Origin of the sequence: Streptomyces blastmyceticus, from assembly GCF_039521185.1 — a bacterium.
In the GTDB taxonomy this organism is placed as follows: Bacteria; Actinomycetota; Actinomycetes; order Streptomycetales; family Streptomycetaceae; genus Streptomyces; species Streptomyces blastmyceticus.
Genome location: NZ_BAAABW010000016.1, coordinates 25,873 through 48,615, shown reverse-complemented (window position 1 = coordinate 48,615; position 22,743 = coordinate 25,873). Strand labels below are relative to the sequence as shown.

Here is a 22,743-nt window from a genome sequence, read left to right as displayed (position 1 = left end):
CATCGAGGCGGTCATTTGTGAAGCCGACACGGAGCTTGGGCGCGTGCCGAAACTCCGGAAGGTTTCGCATTTCGCATGTCTATTTCCACTGAGAACACCGTCATGCCCGAGGGCGACGAGATCGTCGTCACCGAGGCGCTCGAGACCGTCGACGCCGTCGAGACCGTGGTCGAGGAGGCCGCCGAGCCGGCCGAGCCGACGATCACCTTCGGCGACCTCGGCCTGGACGACGCGATCGTCCGCAAGCTCGCGCAGAACGGTGTGACCACCCCGTTCCCGATCCAGGCCGCGACCATCCCGGACGCCCTGGCCGGCAAGGACATCCTCGGCCGTGGCCGCACCGGCTCCGGCAAGACCCTCTCCTTCGGTCTGCCGCTGCTCTCCACGCTGGCCGGCGGCCACACGGAGAAGAAGCGCCCCCGCGGTCTGATCCTCACCCCGACCCGCGAGCTGGCGATGCAGGTCGCCGACGCCCTCCAGCCGTACGGTGACGTGCTCGGCCTCAAGATGAAGGTCGTCTGCGGCGGTACGTCGATGGGCAACCAGATCTACGCCCTGGAGCGCGGCGTCGACATCCTCGTCGCCACCCCGGGCCGTCTGCGCGACATCCTCAACCGCGGTGCCGCCCAGCTCGACAAGGTCCAGGTCGCCGTCCTCGACGAGGCCGACCAGATGGCCGACATGGGCTTCCTGCCCGAGGTCACCGAGATCCTCGACCAGGTGCCGGCCGGCGGCCAGCGCCTGCTGTTCTCCGCCACCCTGGAGAACGAGATCGACACCCTCGTCAAGCGCTACCTGGTCGACCCGGTCACGCACGAGGTCGACGCCGCACAGGGCGCGGTCACCACCATGACCCACCACGTCCTCGTCGTGAAGCCGAAGGACAAGGCGCCGGTCACGGCCGCCATCGCCGCCCGCAAGGGCCGCACGATCATCTTCGTCCGCACCCAGCTGGGCGCCGACCGCGTCGCCGAGCAGCTGCTCGACGCCGGTGTGAAGGCCGACGCGCTGCACGGCGGCATGACGCAGGGCGCGCGCACCCGGGTGCTGGAGGACTTCAAGGGCGGCTACGTCAACGTCCTCGTCGCCACCGACGTCGCCGCGCGCGGCATCCACGTCGACGGCATCGACCTGGTCCTGAACGTCGACCCGGCCGGTGACCACAAGGACTACCTGCACCGCTCCGGCCGTACGGCCCGCGCCGGCCAGTCCGGCACGGTCGTCTCCCTGGCCCTGCCGCACCAGCGCAAGCAGATCTTCCGTCTGATGGAGGACGCGGGCGTCGACGCCTCGCGCCACATCGTCGGCGGCTCCGGCGCCTTCGACGAGGAGGTCGCCAAGATCACCGGCGCCCGCTCCCTCACCGAGGTCCAGGCCGACTCCGCGGCCAACTCCGCCAAGCAGGCCGAGCGCGAGGTCCAGGAGCTCACCCGCCAGCTGGAGCGCGTCCAGCGCCGCGCCACCGAGTTCCGCGAGGAGGCCGACCGCCTCCTGGCGCGCGCCGCCCGCGAGCGCGGCGAGGACCCGGAGGCCGCCGTGGCCGCCGCTGCCGAGGCCGCCGCCTCGGAGGCCAAGGCCGAGGAGGCCGCCGAGGCCGCCGCCGTGCCCGCACAGGCCGCTCCGGCGCACGAGCGCCGTGACGACCGTGGCAACTTCGACCGCCGCGACGACCGTCGTGACGACCGCTCCGGTGGTTTCCGCCGCGACGACCGCCGCGACGACCGCTCCGGCGGCTTCCGCCGTGACGACCGTCCCTCCGGTGGTTTCCGCCGCGACGACCGTCGTGACGACCGTCCCTCCGGCGGCTTCCGTCGTGACGACCGCCCGTCCGGTGGCTTCCGCCGTGACGACCGCCGCGACGACCGTCCGTCCTCCGGTGGTGGCTTCCGCCGTGACGACCGTCCCTCCGGTGGCTTCCGTCGCGATGACCGCCCGTCCTCCGGTGGCGGCTTCCGTCGCGATGACCGTCCGTCCTCCGGTGGTGGCTTCCGTCGCGACGACCGTCCCTCCGGTGGTTTCCGCTCCGGTGGCGACCGTCGCGATGACCGTCCCTCCGGCGGCTTCCGTCGTGACGACCGTCCGTCCGGTGGCTTCCGTTCCGGTGGCGACCGTCGTGACGACCGCCCGTCCTCCGGTGGTGGCTTCCGCCGTGACGACCGCCCCGCGACCGGCGGCTACCGCTCCGGTGGCGGCGACCGTCCGTTCAACCGCGACCGCCGTGACGACCGCCCCTCGACCGGTGGTTACCGCTCCGGTGGCGACCGTCCCGCCGGCCGTCGTGACGACCACCGCGGTGGCGGCACCGGTTCCTCCTTCGGCCGCCGCGACGACAAGCCGCGCTGGAAGCGCAACGGCTGATCACAGCAGGTGAATTGGGGCCCGTACGGCACTTCGGTGCCGTACGGGCCCCACTGCGTATCCACCCCCGGCCGATGAGTCGGCCATAACGACTCGGGATAACGCGGTCGGCCGGGCTATGCTGCGGGTGCGGGCCGTTAGCTCAATTGGCAGAGCAGTGGACTTTTAATCCATTGGTTGTGGGTTCGAGTCCCACACGGCCTACCGGTTCCACTGGTATCGAAACCCCCGCCGACCTCGGTCGGCGGGGGTTTCGGCGTTCCACGACGGCCCGGCTGACGCGCTCTCAGAACCGACGGGCGTCATCGGACCGCCGGTGAGCATCACCCCGGCGCTGTTGACGAGCGCGCCCGTGGCCCGTACGCGCCCTCCGCCTCCCGGACGGCCGGGGCGAGGGCCGTACGGCCTGCCGCGTCCACTGCCCCGCTCGACGGCGAGCGCCCCCGGCTGTTCGAGCCGTCTGCCCAGGAACGGCGGCGGACGGCCGTCCTGTGCGAACAGCCGGGCACCGGCGGCGGCGAAGCCGGGAGGGGCCCCGGCGGTCACGGCGGGTGCGGAGGGGTGTCCATGCGCGGGATGCCAGGCGCGTAGGGCGCGGTGCGCCCGGTGCCGGGTCCGGACGGGTGACCCGACCAGTTCGTCCGAACCCGGCCCCGATGCCGTGTTCGCGCCGCTACGGTAAGTGCGCGGGGTGGGGTGTGGCCGAGGTCGGGAGGTCGAGCGGCATGGAGAACTCGCGAGCGGGTGAGAGCGGGAGCGGAAGCAGCGGGAAGGGCACGGAGCGCGAGGGCGTCAGGGGGCGCGAGGAGCACGGCCGGGGAGCGGGCGGCGGCGAGCTCACGCCCGCCGAGCACGTGGAGCGGCTGCTGGACCGGGCGCAGAACGGCTTCGAGATCGACGAGGCCGTCTTCACCCGCCTGCGGACCGCCCTGATGCACCAGGCCGAGCTCCGCTCGTACCGCCAGCGCAACGACGAGGCGCGGCCGCTGCGGTGCAACACCTACCGGCACATCTTCCTGCTCGCCGACGGCAGCAGCCTGCTGCTGTACGAGCTGGAGCACGACACCGGGCCCGACGAGCGGTTCCTCTACGAGCTCTACGCCCACGAGGACGCCCTCGACCAGGCCGAGCGCCGGGTGCACGAGCGGATCGGCGGCGGCATCGGCCCCGGCAACGAGGCCGAGGAGCTGCCGGCCTGGCTGGCGGAGGAGCTGCTGCTCGCCATGGGCCCGACCCAGCCCCGCCGGGAGTACGTCTCCGACGCCTCGCCCGACCACGCCCGGCGGCTGCTGCGCCGCGCGGAGAACGAGGACGGGCCCGGCGAGGTCGTGCGCGAGCTCCTCCAGGAGGCGCTCGGCCACCACATCGCGCTGATCACCAAGCCGCGCCGCCGGGGCACCGGCCGGGACGCGACCTGGTGCCGCTTCTACGAGCACGCGTTCCTGCTGGAGGGCGGCGGCGAGCTGAGCCTGTGGGAGCTGGAGCACAACATGACGGCGGACGGCAGGCTCGTCTGCGAGGTCTACCTCGACGAGGCGGAGGCCGAGGTGGCCGCGGACCGGCACGCCCGCGCCCAGGGCGTGGAGCTGTAGCCGGGGCGGCCGGGCCGCCGGGGTCGGGCCGGCAGACGGCGGGCGGGAAAGACGGGGGTTACGGGGGCCGCCCTCCGTGTGCTATGGTCTTTTGAAGTTGCAGTTGTGGTACCCATGAACTCGTGTGCGCCTGACGGTTATGTAGCCGAAGGCGCATTTTTGTTTTTGCCGGTCTATTCCGGTGTGGGGCCCATCCCATTCACAAGGAGATAGACATGGCTACTGGCACCGTGAAGTGGTTCAACTCGGAAAAGGGCTTCGGCTTCATCGAGCAGGACGGCGGCGGCCCGGACGTCTTCGCCCACTACTCGAACATCGCCTCCTCCGGCTTCCGTGAGCTGCTCGAGGGCCAGAAGGTTTCCTTCGACGTCACGCAGGGCCAGAAGGGCCTGCAGGCCGAGAACATCGTCGGCGCCTGACGATCACATGCCCCGCCCGGTCCGGGTGACGGGACTTCCGGCCCTAGCGCCGTGAGTCCGACGTCCTCGCCGGGCACCGCATGAAGCATCACGTAATGGGGCCCGCACCACTGGGTGCGGGCCCCATTGCTGCCCCCGCACAAGCGCGCCCAGGCTTTTTCCGCCACCCGTCCGTCCGGACGGTCCCGCGAAGCGAAGTCTCCCTTCCGGGCGTGCCACCCCATTGAGGGAAGGTCCCCGTATGACTCGCTCCGCCCGCTCTTTCTCGTCCTCCTCCGACGGCGGCTCCTCCGCCCGTCCCCCGCGCCAGCGCGGTGGCGGCGGCGGTCAGTCCGCCCGCGGTGGCCAGGCGCCCCGCCGCCGTCCCGCGGCTCCCCTCCAGGGGGAGTTCGAGACGCCGGTCGCCACCACTCCGGCCCTGCCGCCGGTGGCCTCCTTCGCCGACCTGGACATGCCGAACGGCCTGCTCGCCACCCTGACCCGCGAAGGCGTCACCGAGCCGTTCCCGATCCAGGCCGCGACCCTCCCCAACTCGCTCAGCGGCCGTGACGTCCTCGGCCGCGGCCGTACGGGCTCCGGCAAGACGCTGGCCTTCGGGCTCGCGCTGCTCGCCCGCACGGCGGGCCGGCGCGCCGAGGCGGGCCGCCCGCTCGCCCTCGTGCTCGTCCCCACCCGCGAGCTGGCGCAGCAGGTCACCGACTCGCTCAGCCCGTACGCCACCGCGGTCAACCTGCGGATCGCCACGGTCGTCGGCGGCATGTCCATCGGCCGGCAGGCGCAGAGCCTCGCGCGCGGCGCCGAGGTGCTCGTCGCGACCCCCGGCCGGCTCGCCGACCTCATCCAGCGCGGCGACTGCAAGCTCGGCGACGTGCGGATCACGGTCCTGGACGAGGCCGACCAGATGGCCGACATGGGCTTCCTGCCGCAGGTCACCAAGCTGCTCGACCAGGTCGACCCGGACGGCCAGCGCATGCTGTTCTCCGCGACCCTCGACCGCAACGTCGACCGCCTCGTGCGCCGCTTCCTCTCCGACCCGGTGACGCACTCCGTCGATGCCTCGGTCGGCGCGGTCTCCACGATGGAGCACCACCTGCTCTTCGTGACCGACGCGGACAAGAAGGAGGCGGTCACCCGGATCGCCGCCCGTGAGGGCCGCGTGATCATGTTCGTCGACACCAAGCGCGGCGCCGACCGCCTGGTGAAGAAGCTGCTCTCCGAGGGCGTGCGCGCAGGCGCGCTGCACGGCGGCAAGAGCCAGCCGCAGCGCAACCGCACGCTGGAGCTGTTCCGTACGGACCAGGTCACCGCGCTGATCGCCACGAACGTCGCCGCCCGCGGCATCCACATCGACGGCCTCGACCTCGTCGTGAACATCGACCCGCCGATGGACCACAAGGACTACCTGCACCGCGGCGGCCGCACGGCGCGCGCGGGCGAGTCCGGCACGGTCGTCACCCTCGTCCTGCCCGAGCAGCGGCGCGAGATGACCCGCATGATGGTCACGGCGAAGATCACCCCCAACGTCATCAAGACGCACCCCCGCGACCCCGAGCTGGAGCGGATCACCGGTGCGCGCGAGCCCAGCGGCGTCGCGGTGGTCATAGCGCCCCCGGCCGCCGCTCAGCAGCCGCAGCAGGGCACGAAGAAGCCGTCGCGCTCGCGCGGCTCGGGCGCCGGCGGCCGTGGCCGTACGCGTACGGAGCCCAGCGCCGGCAACGGTGGCGGCGGCTACCGCGGCTTCGGCAGCGGCACCGGCCAGGGCCAGGGCGGCAGCTCCCGCCGCTCCACCGGCACCCGCCCGGGCAACGCGGTTCGCCGGGGCGGCGGTGGCGGCGGCACGCGCCGCGCGCCGAAGGTCTGACCCGAAAGTCCCTGACGGGCTGGATTTGCTGGCTACGGCCGGCGAATCCAGCCCGTGGGGGCACCTCCCAGCGGTAGCTGGGGGAGTTTGAGGACCGGGTCCGGGCGGAGCCCGGTTTCGGGAAGGGGCGGGTAGGGGAAAAACCCCCGCCCCCCACTTGGCCCACCCCCGTTCGACGCCACGCGCCCACGCGGCAACGCTGGACACAACGCGAACGGCCGGTCAGGAGAACGCCGTGGGTCAGCGAGACGGGCCGGAACCCGAGGCGAAACCCCTGGCGTGGCGAGCCGCCCGCACCCTCCCCTACGCCCTCGTCATCGGCGGCGTCCTCTTCGACATCGGCACACCCCCCGCCTACACCTGCGCCCCCTTCGTCAACGCCGCCCCCCTCGTCGCGGCGCCCCTCCACTCCCTGCGCGGGACCGCCGCCATCGCCCTGGCCGCCGTCGCCGCCTCGATGAGCCTCACGCTCTACGAGCGGGCCGACGACGCCGGGCAGGCCATGAGCGAGATCGTCACCGTCGTCGTGGTCTCCCTCCTCGCCCTCGGCATCAACCGCATCGCCCGCCGCAGCGATCAGCGGCTCGCCTCCGCCCGGGACATCGCGGAGACTGCCCAGCGGGCCGTCCTCCCGAGCCCGGCCGCCCGCATCGGCGGCCTGCGGGTCGCGGCGCGCTATGTGGCGGCGGAGGCGGACGCCCGGATCGGCGGCGACCTCTACGCGGTCCAGGACACCCCGTACGGCGTGCGCGTCATCGTCGGTGACGTGCGCGGCAAGGGCCTGGAGGCGGTGGAGGCGGTCGCGGTGGTCATCGGCGCGTTCCGGGAGGCGGCCGAGCAGGAGCGCACGCTGGACGCGCTCGCCGCACGGCTGGAGCGCGCGTTGCGCAGGGAGGGCGCGCGGCGCGCGAACCTGGATCAGTTCGAGGGCTTCACCACCGCCGTACTCGCGGAGATGCCGGTGGCCGCGCCCGTACTGCGCCTGGTGAACCGCGGCCACCCCGCGCCCCTCCTGCTCCACCCCGACGGCCGCACGAGCGAGGCGGAGCCCGCCGTTCCCGCGCTGCCGCTGGGGATGGGCGACCTGGGGGAGTGGCCGGACAGCGTCGAGGAGGTGGAGTTCCCTCCGGGTTCGACCCTGCTCCTTTTCACTGACGGGGTGACAGAGGCGAGGGACGCGCGCGGGGTGTTCTACGACCCGAGGGCGCGCCTGACGGGCCGGCAGTTCAAGAGTCCCGACGTGCTGTTGGACACGCTGGTCGCCGACGTCACCCGGCACTCGGGCGGCCGGACCACGGACGACATGGCCCTGCTCGCGATCCGGCGCGGCGACGGCCGGCCCCACCGCGGCGGGGCGTCCGGCACGGTCACGGCGGCAGGGACGGCTGTCCGTACGGCCGTTGACCGGCGCTTAGAGAGTCGCGCGGCACCGAAATGCTGCCCGCGCACGCAGTAGTGGATCTTGATCGTTCCGCATTCCGTCGGAATAAAGACCGCATTAAGAGGTCGGGCGTCTTGCCAAGTCCTGACCAAGGAGCCGGTCGATTCAGCCTTTCGGCTTGGAAACTGCACGGTCTGTCTATTAACGTTCGATAACGACGTGCGGTCCTCATCACCGCCGCAAGAGGCGGCGCCGTGCGCCTTCGCCGAATCCCGCGGGCACAGCAAGACCTGATACACCAGCAGCATCTGGGAACCGGGGAACCACCCATCCTGGGGTGAATCGGGCCGCACCCGGCTCGTAGGAGACCTTCCTGCTCCGAACCCGTCAGCTAACCCGGTAGGCGAGAAGGAAGGAAAGGAGTGCGCCCCCGTGGCGTCCAACGAGCCTGCCCTCGACCCCACTCTGCATGGGTCGTACGAGCCCCACGCACCCGAACTTCCGATCGTGCCCGCGTATATGACCGCGCATATGCCGATGACCGCGGCCGAGGCCGACGCGGGGCCGGCGGCCATGCGGATGAATAAGTCTTCGATTGCCCCCGCCCCGGGCTTTGCGGCCGAGCCGCACCCGGTGCCGCACTGGGCAGTGCCCGAGCCCGTCGCCGAGGAGCCCTCGCCCCACTCCGCCGCCCCGGCCCGTGGCAGCGGCGGCCGCCACCGCGTCGCCAAGCAGCGCGGCGGCACGATGGCCCGCAGCGGCGCCGTCCTCGGTGTCGGCGTCATCGCGGCGGTCGGCGCGGGCGGCATGGCGAGCGCCCAGGACCGCCCGGCCGCGCCGATATCGGTGCCCGACCTGGCGGGAGTGGGTTCCCTCCTCGGTGGCGGCCAAGGGCAGGAGGAGAACGCCGTGGCCGCCGCCCCCGGTGCCGATCAGCCGCTGACCCAGGCGGGCCTGAGCACCGAGGAAGCCGCCCAGGGCACCGCGAACGCGGGCGAGGCCCTGCGCGCCCGCATACTGCAGCAGGCCGAGCACCAGCAGAACGCCGCCGACGACGAGGCGCGCGAGTCCGCGCAGCGCGAGGCGGCACAGGCGGCGGCGAAGAAGGCGGCGGAGGCGGCCGAGGCGGAAAAGGCGGCGAAGGCCGCCGAAGCCGAGAAGGCCAGGGCGGCGAAGGCCGAGGCCCGCCCCGCGGCCGAGGAGGACGCCTCCGCGAACCCCGCCGACACCGGCCCCCGCACGCCCGCCGCGCACAGCCCGGGCGCGTACACCCTGCCCGTCGGCTCCTACACCCTGACCGCCGGCTTCGGCCAAGCGGGCAACATGTGGTCCGCGAACCACACCGGCGAGGACTTCGCGGCCCCGACCGGCACGCCCGTCAAGGCGATCGGCAACGGCACGATCACCCATGCCGGGTGGGCGGGCGCGTACGGCTACCGCATCGTGCTGAAGCTGGACGACGGCACGGAGGTGTGGTTCTGCCACCTGTCGTCGATGGTGGTCACCTCGGGCAAGGTGTCCGCGGGCGACGTGATCGGCCGCGTCGGCGCGACCGGCAACGTCACGGGCCCCCACCTCCACCTGGAGATCCGCCCGGACGGCGGAGCCCCGATCGACCCCCTCCCGTGGCTGAGAGAACGGGGCCTGCAGCCGTAACCTTCGGGGTACGTAAATCCAGCCCGTCCGGCGTTTGAGGACCGGGGTCCGGGGCGGAGCCCCGGGACGGCAACCAAACGAATCACCGTACACATACCTGCCACAAACATACGCATATCCGCCACAAACAAGGGCACTCGGAATGCCGTGACCTCCGCGATCACCACCTCCGTACCGGCCCGCCTGGACCGCCTCCCCTGGTCCCGCTGGCACTGGATGGTGGTGATCGGTCTCGGCACCGTCTGGATCCTGGACGGCCTGGAGGTCACCGTCGTCGGCAATATCGCCGGCCGCCTCTCCGAGCGGGGCAGCGGCCTGTCGGTCACCTCGGGCGAGGTCACAGGACTGGCCGCGGCCCTCTACGTGGTGGGGGCGTGTTCCGGAGCGCTCTTCTTCGGCCGCCTCACCGACCTTTTCGGCCGCAAGAAGCTGTTCATCGTCACCCTCGCCGTCTATCTGACGGCGACGGCACTGACCGCGCTGTCGTTCTCCTCCTGGTGGTTCTTCGCCTTCCGCTTTCTGACGGGATTCGGCATCGGAGGGGAGTACGCGGCGATCAATTCCGCCATCGACGAGCTGATCCCTGCGGCCTACCGGGGCCGGGTCGACCTCATCATCAACGGCAGTTTCTGGATCGGTGCGGTCGGCGGTTCCCTGTTGTCGATCCTGATGCTCGACACGAGCATCTTCCCGATCGACGTGGGGTGGCGGCTGACCTTCGCCCTGGGGGTGGTCCTGGGCCTGGTCATCCTGCTCGTACGGCGGCACGTGCCGGAGAGCCCGCGCTGGCTTTTCATCCACGGCAGGGGAGCCGAGGCCGAAGAGCTGGTGACCTCGATCGAGGAACGCGTCGCGGCGGAAAAGGGGCGCGAGCTGCCGCCCGCCGAGGGCGAGATGGCCATTCACCAGCGGTCCGCCATCACGTTCCGGGAAATCGCGCGCACGGTGTTCGGCGAGTACCGCCGGCGCGCCGTGCTCGGCCTCGCCCTCTTCATCGGCCAGGCGTTTCTCTACAACGCGATCACCTTCGGCTTCGGCGCCATTCTCACCAGGTTCTTCGGCGTCTCCACGTCCCGTACCGGCTATTTCTTCGCGGTCATCGCGGCGGGCAACTTCTTCGGCCCGCTCCTGCTCGGCCGGTTCTTCGACACCGTCGGCCGGCGCGTCATGATCTCCTCGACCTATCTGCTGTCCGGCCTGCTCCTCTTCGGCACGGCCTGGCTCTTCGGCGCCGGGCGGTTGACCGCCGACACCCTCACCGCCTGCTGGGCCGTCGTCCTCTTCTTCGCCTCGGCGGGCGCGAGCAGCGCGTACCTCACCGTGTCCGAGGTGTTTCCAATGGAAACGCGCGCCATGGCCATCGCCTTCTTCTACGCGCTGGGCACGGCGGCCGGCGGCATCACCGGACCGCTGGTCTTCTCCGACCTGACGAGCAGCGGCGTCGTCGGGGACACGGTCCTCGCCTTTCAGATCGGCGCGTCACTGATGTGCGCCGCCGGACTGGTCGCGGCCTTCCTGGCCGTACCGGCAGAGGGCCGCTCCCTCGAATCGATCGCGGCCCCGCTGTCCACCCGGCGACCCGAACCGCTCCCGGCGACGGCGAAATAGTGGAATACCATGCCCCATAAGGACGTTGGAGAGATCCATGGCTGACATCCGCAAGAAGATCGGCAACCTTTCCGTCCACCCGCTCGCCCTCGGCGGCAATGTGTTCGGCTGGACGGCCGACGAGGCGCAATCCTTCGCCGTACTCGACGCCTACGCGGCGGCCGGCGGCAATTTCGTCGACACCGCCGACGTCTACTCCGTCTGGGCGCCCGGCAACAAGGGCGGCGAATCGGAGACGGTGATCGGCAATTGGTTCGCCTCCCGCGGCAACCGCGCCGACGTCGTCCTGGCCACCAAGGTCGGCGGGGGCGTCCCCGAGCCGCGCGGCCTGTCCGCGGCCGTCATCAAGTCCGGCGTCGAGGATTCCCTGCGCCGCCTGCGCACCGATTACATCGACCTCTACTACACGCACTACGACGACCCGTCCGTGCCGGTGGAGGAATTCATCACCGCGCTCGACGCACTGGTGAAGGAGGGCAAGGTCCGCGAGATCGCGGCCTCCAACATCACGGCCGAGCGGCTAGAGGAGGCCCTGGCCTTCTCCGATTCCTCGGGCCTCGCGAAGTACGCCGCGATCCAGCCGCACTACAACCTGGTCTCCCGCGACACGTACGAGGGCCCGCTCGCGGACGCGGCGGCGCGGCACGGCCTGGCCGCCGTCCCGTACTGGGCCCTGGCCTCCGGCTTCCTCACCGGGAAGTACCGTCCGGGAGCCACGGTGGACAGCGCCCGCGCCGGGTCCGCCGGCAAGTACCTGGAGTCCGAGCGCGGCCCCCGCGTCCTCGCCGCTCTCGACGAGGTCGCCGCGGCCCACGACGCCGAGCTCGCCACGGTCGCCCTGGCCTGGCTCGCCTCCCGCCCCACGGTCGTCGCCCCGCTGGCGAGCGCCCGCACGGTCGAGCAGCTCCCGGCGCTGCTGGCGGTGGCCGACCTGAAGCTCACGGACGCGGAGCTGACGAAACTGACGGAGGCGTCGGAGTAGAAGAGGACGGGGTGGGCTTCGATCGCCCACCCCCCCCGCTCTCAGGCCCGGCTCTCCACGACCCAGGAGGCCAGCGCGACCCCACCCGCCACGGCGAACACGGACGGCCACGCGCCGATCTTCTTCGCCAGCGGGTGCGACCCGGCGAACGCGGCGACGTACAGCCCCGTCAACGCGGCGGCCTTCCCGGCCCCCGCCTTCCCCGCCCACTGCCGCGCCGCAACGGTCCCGGCGGCGGCGAGCGCCACCCCACCGAGCGGCCGCTTCTTCGTCCACCGCGCCACGCCGTACCCGCCGACGAGCCCACCAGCAGCCACGACGGATGTCGGAATCCCAGCCATCAGCACAACCCTCCGCATCAACAGACCCTTGCCTTCCGAGGCTACGCCGGGCCGTACGGGGGCTTCCGCCGGGCTGCACGTACTTACGGCTTCGGGCCCGTGTCCGCGAGCGGCTCGAACCACACGCACTTCCCGACGACGTTCAACTCGTCCCACACGAGCGTCACCCCGGACGCCACGGACAGCGATCTGACCAGCGCCAGCCCCCGCCCGTCCTCCTGCCCGGCCCGAGCGGCCCGCCGCCGCGGCCGCCGCGCGTGATCCCCGTCGAGCACGGAAACGACAACATGCCCTCCGCGCACGGCGACCTCCACGGACAGAGTGCGCACCCGGGCGTGCTGCACGACGTTGGTGACCAGGTCGGACACACAGACGAGCGCGTTCTCGACCAGACCCGGCCGACCGCTGGCCTCAAGCGCGGCGGCAACGAACTCCCGCGCGACGCGAGCGGTGCTGGGGGCGGCGGGCGCGGTGAGGTGGTACGTGCCGGTGAGCTCGCCGTCGTCCTCGTCGGCGCTGGTGGAGTGCGGGCTGCTGAGCATGAGCATGGCGGTACGCATGACGTGGTCTCCCGGTGGGGTCGTGGACCTCCGCGCGCTTGCACCTGCCGTCCGTGGCTCGGCCGCTTGTCCGTCAGTCATCAACCATCAACTGGCATGAAAACAGCTGCACTTCGGGTCTTCCCGGCGGTGCGGCGCGGTGTTGATGAGGACGTTAGGGCACATGCATGTGCCTCGCCAAGCGTGGGCCAAAGCCTGTGCGCTCGGCTGTGGACCCGTGAGACTTGGCGCGGGAGAATTGATGTGCCAGTCACGAGAGGGAAGTTGATGCCACCCCGGAGCAGTCCAACGGCGAGACAGGCGCGGCTCGGTACGGAACTGCGCAAGCTACGCGAAGCCTCTGGCCTGCCCGCTCGCGCTGCCGGAGAGTTGCTCGGCGGAAACCAAGCACAGATCAGCCACATCGAATCCGGACGCTGGGGCGTCAGCGCCGAGCGAGTCCGCCGCCTCGCCACCTTCTACTCCGCGACCGACACGAAATTGGTGGATGCCCTCTGCGCCATGGCTGAGGAGCGCGGTAAGGGGTGGTGGGAAACCTATCGGGGAGTCCTGCCGGCCGGGTTTCTGAATATCGCGGAACTTGAGCACCATGCGAGGTACCTCCGCGCCTTCCAGACGTTGACCGTCCCTGGAATCTTCCAGACCGAGGAGTACGCGCGGACCATCTTCGGCAGCAGCATCCCCGCACTACCCGCCGGTGAGCTCGACGCCAGGATCGAGCATCGGCTCAGGCGCAAGGTGATCTTCGAACGCCCAGCTCCGCCGCACTTCGAGGCGATCATCCACGAAGCCGCGCTCCACGTTCTCTACGGAGGCCGGAGGGTGGCCCGTGATCAACTGCGGTACTTGCTCGAAGTCTCGGAGTGGCCCACGGTTGTGGTGCGAGTGATCGCCTTCGCCAGCGAGGAGTTCATCGGCTCTGCCCAGACCATGCTCTACGCGGGCGGGGTTGTACCGCAGCTCGACACCGTTCAACTGGACTCCGTCTACGGCTCCGTGTTCCTGGACACGGATGCTCAACTTGCCGATTACCGGGCCACGTATGACGCGCTCGAGCGAGTAACGCTAGAGGTCGGCGAATCTCGAGATGTCATCAACCGAATCGCGAAGGAATTGTGAGCGACCCCCGATGAGCACATTCATAGCCTGGCAGAAGTCCTCGTTCTCTGAATCGCAGGGAAGCTGTGTGGAGATTGCCCGACACGAGGGCGGCATCGTCGTGCGTGAGAGCGACGATCCCGATGTCGTCATGAGGATCACCCACGTCAGACTTCGGGCGCTGATCGCGAGCGTCAAGTCGGGTGGGCTCATCACCTGACCTGATGAATGTCTCGACGTGTCGCCCCTCACTTCCCCAGGTGAGGGGCTTTTTGGCATATGCCGTCTCATGGATGGGCCGGTCCATGCTTGTGCCCTCTATGGGCGGGCGCTACCTTCGCTGTGCGTCGCCAGCTACCGAAGCCCGGGGTGTAGGTGCCTACCTGTCGACGGGGTAGATGATCCTGGCCATGTGATCAGGGTGTTCGCCCTGGACGCTCCCACCTTCGCAAGTGGATGAGACGAGGACATACCCCCGTTTCTGCACCCGCGTATCCACTCTGCGTGACTCCATGGCCATGGACACAAACGGCGTCGGGAAATAGGAGACTGGGATCATGCGTGCTGCATCCCCCTCCAGCCCTGACGTCTCGGCCCGGATGAGCCGGCAGACCAACCGGGACACCGGCGCCGAACGAGCGGTGCGGCAGCTTCTCCACGCCTCCGGATACCGCTACCGGATCCACTATCCGGTGCCGGGCATGCGCCGACGGAAGATCGACATCGCGTTCACGCGCGCCAGGTTGGCCGTTCTCATCGATGGCTGCTTCTGGCACGGCTGCCCGGAGCACGCCACTAGCCCCAAGGCGAACGCAGAATGGTGGCGACAGAAGCTCGATCGCAACATCGAGCGGGACCAGGAGACGAACGCACAACTGCTGTCCGAGGGCTGGACGGTCCTGCGCTTCTGGGAACACGAGTCACCGGACGCCGTCATGCGTCAGGTGGTCGCGGCTGTCGAGCGGGAGAAGGCGAGCAGGCGGAAACGACTTACGAAGGGCGGGGGCAGATGAGCGAACTACGATTCGTCGACGTGTGTGCGGGGGCGGGGGGACTGGCCTTGGGACTGGAACACGCTGGCTTCGACCCCGTACTGCTCCTGGACAAGAAGCCTGTGGCTTGTGACACACTGCGCACGAACCGTCCGGCGTGGCAGGTTCTGGAAGCGGATCTGCTGGAATTCGCCCCTTCGCGGCACCGAGAGATCTACGACGTCGATCTGCTGTCGGCCGGGCTACCTCGCGTGAAGTCCAGTGCGACCGTCGCGCGGACCGAGACCGAGGCCGAGCTGCGCCTGCTGGAGGCGACCGTCTACCTGGCGCATGCCGTCCAGCCCCGGGCTCTGATCATCGAGAACGTCCCGGAGCTGGTGGGCGCGCCGGACTTCGAGCCGATACGCGCCCTCATACGGAAGGAGCTGGATCACCTCGGCTACCGGTTCCGGTGGTTCGTCCTGAACGCAGCCGACTTCGGCGTGCCACAGGATCGGAAGCAAGGGGTACTCGTCGCGCTCAGGAAGCAGTACTTCGACGCGTTCCGTCCGCCGGAGCCGACGGTGCGCGAGCATCGGTCCGTCGGTCGGGCTCTGCGCCGGTCCATGGCCATGGGTGGTTGGCGGGACGCCGACCGGTGGGCAGCCCAGGCGCTCAGCGTGGCCCCGACCCTGGTGGGTGGGTCGGACAGGCGGGGAGGCGCGGATCTCGGGCCGACGGGGACGAAGAAGGCCTGGGCCCGGATGGGAGTCGATGGGGGAACTGTGGCCGACGACGTTCCCGGCCCGGACTTCGCCTGGGCCCCTGAGACGGGACGTCACGGGATGGTCAAGATCACGACGGACCAGGCCGCGCTCCTGCAGGGCTTCCCGTCCGATTGGAGATTCGCCGGGAAGAAGACAGCCCGCTATCGCCAGATCGGGCACGCCTCACCGCCGCCGGTGGGCAGAGCGCTCGGGCTGGCGATCCGAGCCGCACTCGAGGCGCCCAAGTCCACACCCTCCGTCGCCGGCTACACTTCAACCCCATGAACAGCCCAGAAACACAAGATCGCCATCTCGACGGTGTCCGCATCTTGGACCTCTTCGCGGGTCCTGGTGGACTCGACGTGGCAGCGCATTTCCTGGGCTTCAAGAGCATCGGGATCGAGTTGGACCGGAACGCGTGCGAGACGCGCTATGCGGCGGGACTGCCGACGATTCACGCAGACGTGAGCGTCATGCGCGAGACCCGCTTCGACGAGATCCCGAAATCGGTCGACGTGCTCGCCGGAGGGCCACCCTGCCAGTCCTTCTCTGTCGCGGGAAGCGGCGCGGGACGGCGGGCGCTGGACACGGTGAAGGGGTTCATCCACCGTCTTGTGGAAGGGGAGGACGAAACCAAGATCGACAATGATCTGCACGCTCAGGGTGTGGACCCACGCACCGCTTTGGTTCTGGAGCCCCTCCGCTGGCTCCTCAAGGCGATCGAGACGGAGGGCCGCGACCCGTACCAGGTGATCGTTTTGGAGCAGGTGCCTGCGGTCCTGGACCTCTGGGAGGTCTATGCCAAGCTTCTGCGCGGTGGCGAAGGACGACTCAATGGCGTCAAGTACGAAGCGGAATGCTGGGAGTTGAAGACCGAGCAGTTCGGGGTTCCGCAGACGCGCACACGTGCCGTACTCGTCGCCCGGCGTCCGGGACACGGGGCCATTAAACCGCTCGAAGCGACTCATATGCCCTTCGACCTGCATCGGGGGAAACGCAATGCCGTTCAGGCGGATATGCTCCCGACCGATTCCGCGACTCCCGGGGCCAAGCAGCGTTGGCTCTCCATGGCAGAGGCCCTGGACGCGGCCAGCGAGCTGAAGGACTCTCGCGTGGACGTGGCCCGGTTCCGGACTGAGGGCAGGACGAAGTTCTTCGTCGTCTCGAACTACGGCTCCGGGGGCAACCCGAAGAACCGAGGGCAGCGCCTGTCGTCCGAGCCCGCCTTCACTGTCACCGGAAAGGTGTCCCGGAACAAGGTTTACAAGAGCATCGCGGACTACGAAGCCGAGAAGTACGACCGATTCAAGATCTGTGAGTCCGGGGTGCTCCAGACCTTTCCGCACAACTTCCCCTGGTCGGGAAACGACCAGGCGCAGCAAGTGGGCAACGCGGTACCACCCCGGCTCGGCATGCACGTACTCAGCACGGCACTGCGCGGGAACACCCCCTCGGACGATGAGTTGACGGCTGCGACCACTTGGCCGACTATCCCCGAGATCACCACAGACGAACTGCGCGTCATCGGCTGCGGGGATCAGAGCCAGTGCCCTAAGGACTCACATAAAGTCACTCGTTCTCGTCGGAAGTCCGCCCCCTGACCGACGCGTCCACGAACAGCTCCTCGAAGTGGGCGATCAGTCTTCGAACTGCCTCCTCCGGGACACGCTCCTGCTCCGGGCCCTCGGGAAGGTTGTTCCTGAGGGACGGGAGGGCTGATTCGGCCCCCGCGACCCATTCACGCAGAGGCTCCCCGTCACGCTCCACGTCCGGGGCGATGTCGTCGTACATCAGCGTTGCTGCAGCCGCGTTGACCGCGGAGGCCAGCGCATTGACCTCGCGACCGGTGCGCACAGTCCCTCTCTCCATGAGTCCGACGAGGGCTTGAGCGGTTGGGCGATGGTCGACTATGTCCAGCCGCAGGGCGGAGTTGAGCATGTCCTGGTTCCCGCAGGCCACGACGACGGGTTGGTAATCCGAGCCGTCGCGGAACAGCTCGGCCGCCCACCAGAGTCGGGCGAACGTTTGCTTGTAGTGCGCGCCGACGAACTTGTCCCGGGCCACGCGTCTGCGCGAACCGTCCGCTTTCGGCTCGGACAGGTGTCGCCAGACGACGTAGTCCGGTGCCACACCGAGGGCCATATATGTCCAGAGCTGCTTCTCGGCCGCTTCCCTGCGCGTCAACCGAAGGGTTTCGTGCAGACGCGGCGCCAACCACGCGTCCGCTGCCGTGGGGCGCTCGTCCCGGAATTTGGTCATGGCGTCGTCGATCAGATCTCGCACTCGGTGCAGTCGCAGCCGGGCATCGTCGCCGGGCAGCGCCTCGGCAACCTTGTTCAGCGCGATGGAAGGGACGTCCTCGCGTCCCTCGAGCAGGCCTGTGGAGATGTACTCGGCAGCCTGCACGTCGGAGATCAGAGCAAGCCGTTCCGGCAGGTGCTCGGGGCGGGAAGTCACGCGTGGGTCTCCTGATTGAGTCGTTCGATGTCGCGGACAGTGCCGGCCAACGCTTTGGGTACCTCGGCGCGACGGGCGGCTGCGTACTGGATGCGCGGTTGAAGATCCATCCAGCTCCCTTCGCCGGTGCGTCGGATGTGCACCTCGCGGAGAGCGTCCTCCACCGACCGTCCGGGAACGATGTCCGGGAGCATCTCGCGGAGCACCGCACCTCGCCAGTCGGGCGGGAAGAGCGGAGTCCCGTCATCCTCGATCTCGAGGTCGCCGATAGCGCTGTGGAAGACCGCGGTCCACACATCGGCACACATCTGGGCCAGCAGCATCTCGCCCACCACGCTCTCCACCTTCGAGCCATGGCCCTCCACAAGCTCGACGAGACCCTCGAAATCCGAGTTCAGGCGGACGGTGGGCATCCGCCCCGCGGTGTCCACGATCCAGGGTGCGTCCCGAAAACTCCGGAGCCACTCCGTGCCGCGGGCGAAACTGACCGTGCTGACGTCGAGCTGGCGCTCTCTGAGCGGGGCCTCGGCCGTCATGTCGATCAACCATTCCTGGTCGGTGGAGGCGATGATCCGACCCGCTATCCCCCCGACTGTGGCCACCACGTGCACAGCGAGGGAGGCGCGGTCCAGGTGGTCGTCCCGGTCGAATTCGATCTCCCCGATCCAATCCCTGCCGCCCTCCACGCCAGGTTCCAATCGGGCTACAGTGCGTGCGTTGGTGGCCCCCTCCGTCAGAACGGCGACAACCGCGACGTCGGACCAGTGGCCCTTCGTTTCGATCTCACGAGTCGGCAGCGTCGCCGTCAGGGCGAGCCGTGCAGTCTGCCAATCGTCGCGCTCGGCCCTACCCAGTGCCACGACCTGCTCGACAACCGAGTATCCCTTGGTGTCCAGCTGCTCACGGGTGCCACCGGGCCCGCGCAGCCGCACGGCCGTGACTCGCGCCGTCACCGCGCCGGTCAGTCGAGGGTACGGGTAGGCCCTCATGCGACACCTCCCTTGCTTTCCTGGAGTTCGACGACAAGACCCGTCAATGCGGCCCGCACCGGATGCGTGGACACATCGGTGACGCCTCGAAATACGGCACGGCGGGTCCCCGGCGTGAAACGCAGCACGCCGTCAGTCAGTTCACAGTTGCTGACAGCGACGAGCTCGGCCCACTTGACCACTGGCCGAGGGCCGGAACGAACCTCCAGCTTGGCGACGGGGCTCATGCGCCAGGGCTCTCCAGCAGGCGGCACCTTGACCTCGGCGGTGATCTGCCAAGCACCGGTTGAGTCGATCACGGCCTCGAGATCGTCCAGTTTCGGAGGCCCCACCGTTCCTCTGACCTTCGCGGCAGACTTGCCCGAGATCTTGAGACGGTTGCTCACCTTGCTCGTGCCGCTGGGCTTCTTCTCCTTGGGGATCGCCACAAGCTTGTGCACGGCCTTGTTCGTCTCCGACGTCAACGCCGCAATCCGCCGATGGGCCGACGGCGAATAGCGCATTCTCAACTCCTCGGTCTGACCCCACTTGTTGTGCTCCGGAGGCTCGGAGGATCGTAGAAACTCCTCGGCCTCAGCCGCGAACGGCGCGCCGTCGCCCGCTGCCCGGCCCACGAGCAGGACCGCTTGGAACGGGTTGGTCCCCACAGGGAGTCCGGGCACCCAGCTGGTCTTGACCGTCATACGATTGCCGCGCATCGCGGTCACCTGGTTGATCCTGCCATCGGCGTCCGTGGCCTCGGTGACGAGGAGAACCGCCTGGTGTTCGCCTGCTGTTCCGTCGAGACCGTCCCTCTCGGGAACCTTCAACGGCACAGTGCTGATCGCTACTTGGCCTGCCTCGGTGATCCGGTCCACCGTGGTGCCGCTCAAGAAGGCCTGAAGGGCACGTGAGCGCGCAGGCTGGTGCACTTGTGGCTCGACCCGCTCCTCCCCAAGGTGCTCCACGCCATTGCGCAACGTCCGCACCGATGCCTCCAGCAGGGGCTCGCGGCCGCCGCCCACGGTCATCGCGGCCCAGAAGTTGCGACCGAGGGCACGGACCAACCTCTGGTGCATGCGCTCCAGACTGTCCTCATCGTCGCCCAGGTCCCCTTCTTCCCCCTGCCCGGCCTCGGCGAGGCTGGCAACATCGTGTGCTCCGACGATCAGGAAGGAAGTGCCGGGATCATCGCCCTCGCGGGTGAGATACAGGCTCTCGACCGTCTCCTCGTCAGCCCACCAGGAGCGTGCGACCTCTGCATTGTCCGCCTCGGTATCCGGTCGGCCCAGCCAAGCGGGGCCGGCGAATCTCCTGCCGTCGACCTCCCGCCAGGGAAGATCGAGCCGTCCGATCAGCCGTCGCCGGGTGCGCCCCTCGTGCGGTTCGGAGAGGGTGGAGTTCATGAGGACGAGCCCCAGACGGCTGGTCGCCCAAAGCGTGGCCTTTCCGAGGCCGTATGAACCGCCGGCCGCCACATCCGACTTGCGACTTTCGAGTTGGCGCCGCACCACTGCAGCGAATCGACCGTCCTCGTAGTCGTCGCCGGTCAGCCCGTTGGCGTTGTAGTCGTCGACGCGAAGAAGGACCAGCCGATCCCGCTCGAGCATCTCTCGCAGACCGGCACTGATGACGCGTCCGACCTTCTGGTCCTGCGCGGCGGCCGCCTGGTAGTGCGGGTGGAGGTCATGCCAACGGATCGCCGTACGGAACCGGGCCAGCGCGTCGCCGGTCAGTTCGTGCAGGGTATAGCGAACCCTGACTGGGCGGTCGTTGTTTTTGTTGCGCTCGTCCAGACTGTTCTGGGTCGCCTCACGGGCCAGGACCTCCAAGTCGGCCTGGAAGGCGAAGGCCGCCGCGTTGCCGAACTCCCGACCACCATCGTCGTGTCCGGGGCGGTGGTACCACACGACTGACGTCTCCACGGGTTCGACCTGTCGTGCCGGACCAACCACGGAGACCTGCCCGGTTTCTTCCTCGACTCCAAGGACCTCCTGCACCCTGACCAAAAGGTCCGGGTGAGGCGCCGAACGGCCGTCGAGCCAGGCATCGACGAGCGCTCGCGTCGCTCCCAGGCTGTGTGCCAGCTCGACTGCATCCACCCCGTTTTCCTGCAACCGCTCGGCCAACCACCGACCGAACTCGGTCTCCCTTGAGGCCACCGTTCCCTCTTTCTCTTCGGAACTGCTCTCTGTCTCCGGTGTGCCGACGCTGTCGTTCGACAGAGACAGGCCGGCCTCCGTTTCCTCTCGCCCCTCCGGGCCTCTGCGAAGCGCAGTCCCCTGAGCGGCCTGCTGAGCGATCTTTCGAGCGGCCTTCGTACGACGGCGTTCCGCTTCAGGGTCGTCAGGATCCAGTCCCATTTGGATTCTCAGATCCTTGAGTGCTCGCTTCTCGATCTGCCGAACGCGTTCACGCGTCACTCCGATCCGCTTGCCGATTTCTTCCAGTGTCCAGGATGTGTCATCGATGAACCCGAATCGCAGCAGAAGAATATCCCGAATCCTCTCCGAGAATACACACTCATCGAACAGCTGGAATATTTCCTCGCGCTCAAATTCGGACCACAACACCTGTTCCGGGCCCGGCACCGGACGAAATGCATCGACAACCACTTCCCCGAGAGTAGCGTTCTCGCCGATGGGTTGCTCGAGCGACAGGACCGCCCGACGGCCCAGTCGTAGACACTCCATCACCTTGGCGGGGCTTAGCCCACACGCCAGGGAAAGATCGTCGACATTCGGCCTTTTGCCCTGATCGAGAAAGGCTCGCTCCCTCTTCCGCACCTTCTCCACATCGGTCCAGACGTGAACCGGGAGCCGAATGGATGCCCCTTCGTTGATCACAGCTCGAGTAATGCGTTGCCGAATCCACCAGGTGGCATAGGTGGAAAATTTGCACCCCAAGGAAACGTCGAACTTCTCCACGGCGCGGATTAGCCCGATCATGCCGTGCTGCGCGAGATCCTCGTGCATGGGATTGCCCGATCGGTTCCCTGAGGCGTGCAGGATCTTGTGCACGAGTCGCTGATTATGGATAACCATTGCAGAAAAGGCCCGGTACGCCTCGCTGTCTAGAGGAAGCGTCGCCAGGTAACCATCGGGCAACAACTCCGATGGGTGTCTGGCTCCTCGGAACAAGAGGCAGAGCCCCACTTCCTCCTCGGCGCTCAGCAGTCGCTCGTGCGGGTTCGCTCGCCTTCGATCGGCCTCGAGCAGGTCCCGAGCAGTACGACGAGCCGCTTCCAGGTCGTCGACACGCACCGTCCCTCGAAGCGACTCGAGGTCCGGTCCTTCCTCTTCCTCATCGGGAGAGTCCAAGTCGTCGAGAACCTCGTCGGAACTGGCCCCGTCGTAGGGAGTCGCACTGTGCGTGACGTCCGGTTCCTCTTCGACGTCTCCTTCTTCCGCCTCCGCCGCTGCCACGGCTTCGTACAGGGCCTGGACCCCCTCGGCGTCGAGGCGCGCTGCCCTCGTCACCTGCCTCAGAGCCGTCTGGTGTGCGAGTCCTTCGGCTGTGAATCGACGTATGAGACCGACGAGCACATCCCGTTCGGCTTCATTCATCCGCCTGCTGGGCGCACCGCCCCGCTCCGTGATCATCACGCCCCCGCGCTCGCGCTCCGCCCCTGTTCCCCTGTAGTCCATCATTCATAGGGCCGTCGCTGCCAGCGCCGGCTCGTCAGGGCCCATGCTCCTGAGGATCCATCACTCGGTATTTTGAA

Annotated in this window: 19 protein-coding genes, 1 tRNA gene and 1 riboswitch; of the genes, 14 read left to right on the top strand and 6 right to left on the bottom strand. The window is 68.9% G+C overall.

What is annotated here, in order from left to right; all coding sequences use genetic code 11:
- Window positions 1–75 precede the first annotated feature (75 nt).
- A complete protein-coding gene (locus ABD269_RS14045) occupies window positions 76–2,358 on the top strand; it encodes a DEAD/DEAH box helicase (RefSeq protein WP_344118184.1) in 2,283 nt (760 codons plus the stop codon).
- A gap of 131 nt (window positions 2,359–2,489) precedes the next feature.
- Window positions 2,490–2,562: transfer RNA gene (locus ABD269_RS14040), tRNA-Lys, on the top strand.
- Here the strand turns inward: ABD269_RS14040 and ABD269_RS14035 are convergent.
- Window positions 2,560–2,904, bottom strand: coding sequence for a hypothetical protein (locus ABD269_RS14035; protein WP_344118183.1), 345 nt, complete (start codon window positions 2,902–2,904; stop codon window positions 2,560–2,562). The genes ABD269_RS14040 and ABD269_RS14035 overlap by 3 nt on opposite strands.
- Before the next feature lie 179 nt (window positions 2,905–3,083).
- Between ABD269_RS14035 and ABD269_RS14030 the strand changes: the two genes are divergently transcribed.
- The 7 genes from ABD269_RS14030 to ABD269_RS14000 all read left to right on the top strand — a co-directional run bounded on the left by ABD269_RS14030 (window position 3,084) and on the right by ABD269_RS14000 (window position 11,857).
- Window positions 3,084–3,950 carry a DUF6227 family protein gene (locus ABD269_RS14030; RefSeq protein ID WP_344118182.1) on the top strand — a complete coding sequence of 289 codons (867 nt, stop codon included), beginning with the start codon at window positions 3,084–3,086 and terminating at the stop codon, window positions 3,948–3,950.
- Between the two features lie 215 nt (window positions 3,951–4,165).
- Window positions 4,166–4,369, top strand: coding sequence for a cold-shock protein (locus ABD269_RS14025; RefSeq protein ID WP_301886473.1), 204 nt, complete (start codon window positions 4,166–4,168; stop codon window positions 4,367–4,369).
- Window positions 4,370–4,610: 241 nt separating this feature from the next.
- Entirely contained in the window at window positions 4,611–6,230 is a 1,620-nt protein-coding gene (locus ABD269_RS14020) for a DEAD/DEAH box helicase (RefSeq protein ID WP_344118181.1), read from the top strand.
- A 235-nt stretch (window positions 6,231–6,465) separates the two neighbouring features.
- Window positions 6,466–7,686: a PP2C family protein-serine/threonine phosphatase gene (locus ABD269_RS14015; RefSeq protein WP_344118180.1), complete on the top strand. Its 1,221-nt coding sequence runs from the start codon at window positions 6,466–6,468 to the stop codon at window positions 7,684–7,686.
- Window positions 7,687–7,897: 211 nt separating this feature from the next.
- A riboswitch (cyclic di-AMP (ydaO/yuaA leader) is annotated at window positions 7,898–8,032 on the top strand.
- A gap of 11 nt (window positions 8,033–8,043) precedes the next feature.
- A complete protein-coding gene (locus ABD269_RS14010) occupies window positions 8,044–9,267 on the top strand; it encodes a peptidoglycan DD-metalloendopeptidase family protein (RefSeq protein WP_344118179.1) in 1,224 nt (407 codons plus the stop codon).
- 147 nt (window positions 9,268–9,414) lie between these two features.
- The gene (locus ABD269_RS14005) at window positions 9,415–10,875 is read left to right on the top strand and encodes an MFS transporter (RefSeq protein WP_344118178.1); all 1,461 of its coding nucleotides are present in this window, start codon (window positions 9,415–9,417) and stop codon (window positions 10,873–10,875) included.
- A gap of 37 nt (window positions 10,876–10,912) precedes the next feature.
- Complete coding sequence (locus ABD269_RS14000; protein WP_344118177.1) at window positions 10,913–11,857, top strand: aldo/keto reductase; 945 nt, start codon at window positions 10,913–10,915, stop codon at window positions 11,855–11,857.
- Window positions 11,858–11,898: 41 nt separating this feature from the next.
- Here the strand turns inward: ABD269_RS14000 and ABD269_RS13995 are convergent, their stop codons facing one another.
- A complete protein-coding gene (locus tag ABD269_RS13995) occupies window positions 11,899–12,198 on the bottom strand; it encodes a hypothetical protein (RefSeq protein ID WP_301886494.1) in 300 nt (99 codons plus the stop codon).
- Between the two features lie 83 nt (window positions 12,199–12,281).
- Entirely contained in the window at window positions 12,282–12,758 is a 477-nt protein-coding gene (locus ABD269_RS13990; protein ID WP_344118176.1) for an ATP-binding protein, read from the bottom strand.
- Window positions 12,759–13,025: 267 nt separating this feature from the next.
- Here ABD269_RS13990 and ABD269_RS13985 point away from each other — a divergent pair, with 267 nt between their 5' ends.
- The 5 genes from ABD269_RS13985 (at window position 13,026) to ABD269_RS13965 (ending at window position 17,195) form a co-directional block, all read left to right on the top strand.
- A complete protein-coding gene (locus ABD269_RS13985; protein WP_344118175.1) occupies window positions 13,026–13,877 on the top strand; it encodes a helix-turn-helix domain-containing protein in 852 nt (283 codons plus the stop codon).
- Window positions 13,846–14,076 (top strand): DUF397 domain-containing protein, encoded by a 231-nt coding sequence (locus ABD269_RS13980; protein ID WP_344118174.1) that lies wholly within the window; start codon window positions 13,846–13,848, stop codon window positions 14,074–14,076. The genes ABD269_RS13985 and ABD269_RS13980 overlap by 32 nt, the downstream gene beginning before the upstream one ends.
- A 337-nt stretch (window positions 14,077–14,413) precedes the next feature.
- Window positions 14,414–14,869, top strand: coding sequence for a very short patch repair endonuclease (locus tag ABD269_RS13975; RefSeq protein WP_116212677.1), 456 nt, complete (start codon window positions 14,414–14,416; stop codon window positions 14,867–14,869).
- Window positions 14,866–15,879: a DNA cytosine methyltransferase gene (locus ABD269_RS13970; RefSeq protein ID WP_344118173.1), complete on the top strand. Its 1,014-nt coding sequence runs from the start codon at window positions 14,866–14,868 to the stop codon at window positions 15,877–15,879. Before ABD269_RS13975 ends, ABD269_RS13970 begins: the two co-directional genes overlap by 4 nt.
- Window positions 15,876–17,195 (top strand): DNA cytosine methyltransferase, encoded by a 1,320-nt coding sequence (locus ABD269_RS13965; RefSeq protein ID WP_344118172.1) that lies wholly within the window; start codon window positions 15,876–15,878, stop codon window positions 17,193–17,195. The genes ABD269_RS13970 and ABD269_RS13965 overlap by 4 nt, the downstream gene beginning before the upstream one ends.
- Here the strand turns inward: ABD269_RS13965 and ABD269_RS13960 are convergent.
- From ABD269_RS13960 to ABD269_RS35370, 3 genes are read right to left on the bottom strand one after another with little or no spacing between them, the layout of a single operon-like run.
- Window positions 17,164–18,051: a DUF6339 family protein gene (locus ABD269_RS13960; RefSeq protein WP_344118171.1), complete on the bottom strand. Its 888-nt coding sequence runs from the start codon at window positions 18,049–18,051 to the stop codon at window positions 17,164–17,166. The genes ABD269_RS13965 and ABD269_RS13960 overlap by 32 nt on opposite strands.
- The gene (locus ABD269_RS13955; RefSeq protein WP_344118170.1) at window positions 18,048–19,040 is read right to left on the bottom strand and encodes a hypothetical protein; all 993 of its coding nucleotides are present in this window, start codon (window positions 19,038–19,040) and stop codon (window positions 18,048–18,050) included. Before ABD269_RS13955 ends, ABD269_RS13960 begins: the two co-directional genes overlap by 4 nt.
- Window positions 19,037–22,669 carry a sigma-70 family RNA polymerase sigma factor gene (locus tag ABD269_RS35370; protein WP_425572893.1) on the bottom strand — a complete coding sequence of 1,211 codons (3,633 nt, stop codon included), beginning with the start codon at window positions 22,667–22,669 and terminating at the stop codon, window positions 19,037–19,039. Before ABD269_RS35370 ends, ABD269_RS13955 begins: the two co-directional genes overlap by 4 nt.
- Window positions 22,670–22,743 lie beyond the last annotated feature (74 nt).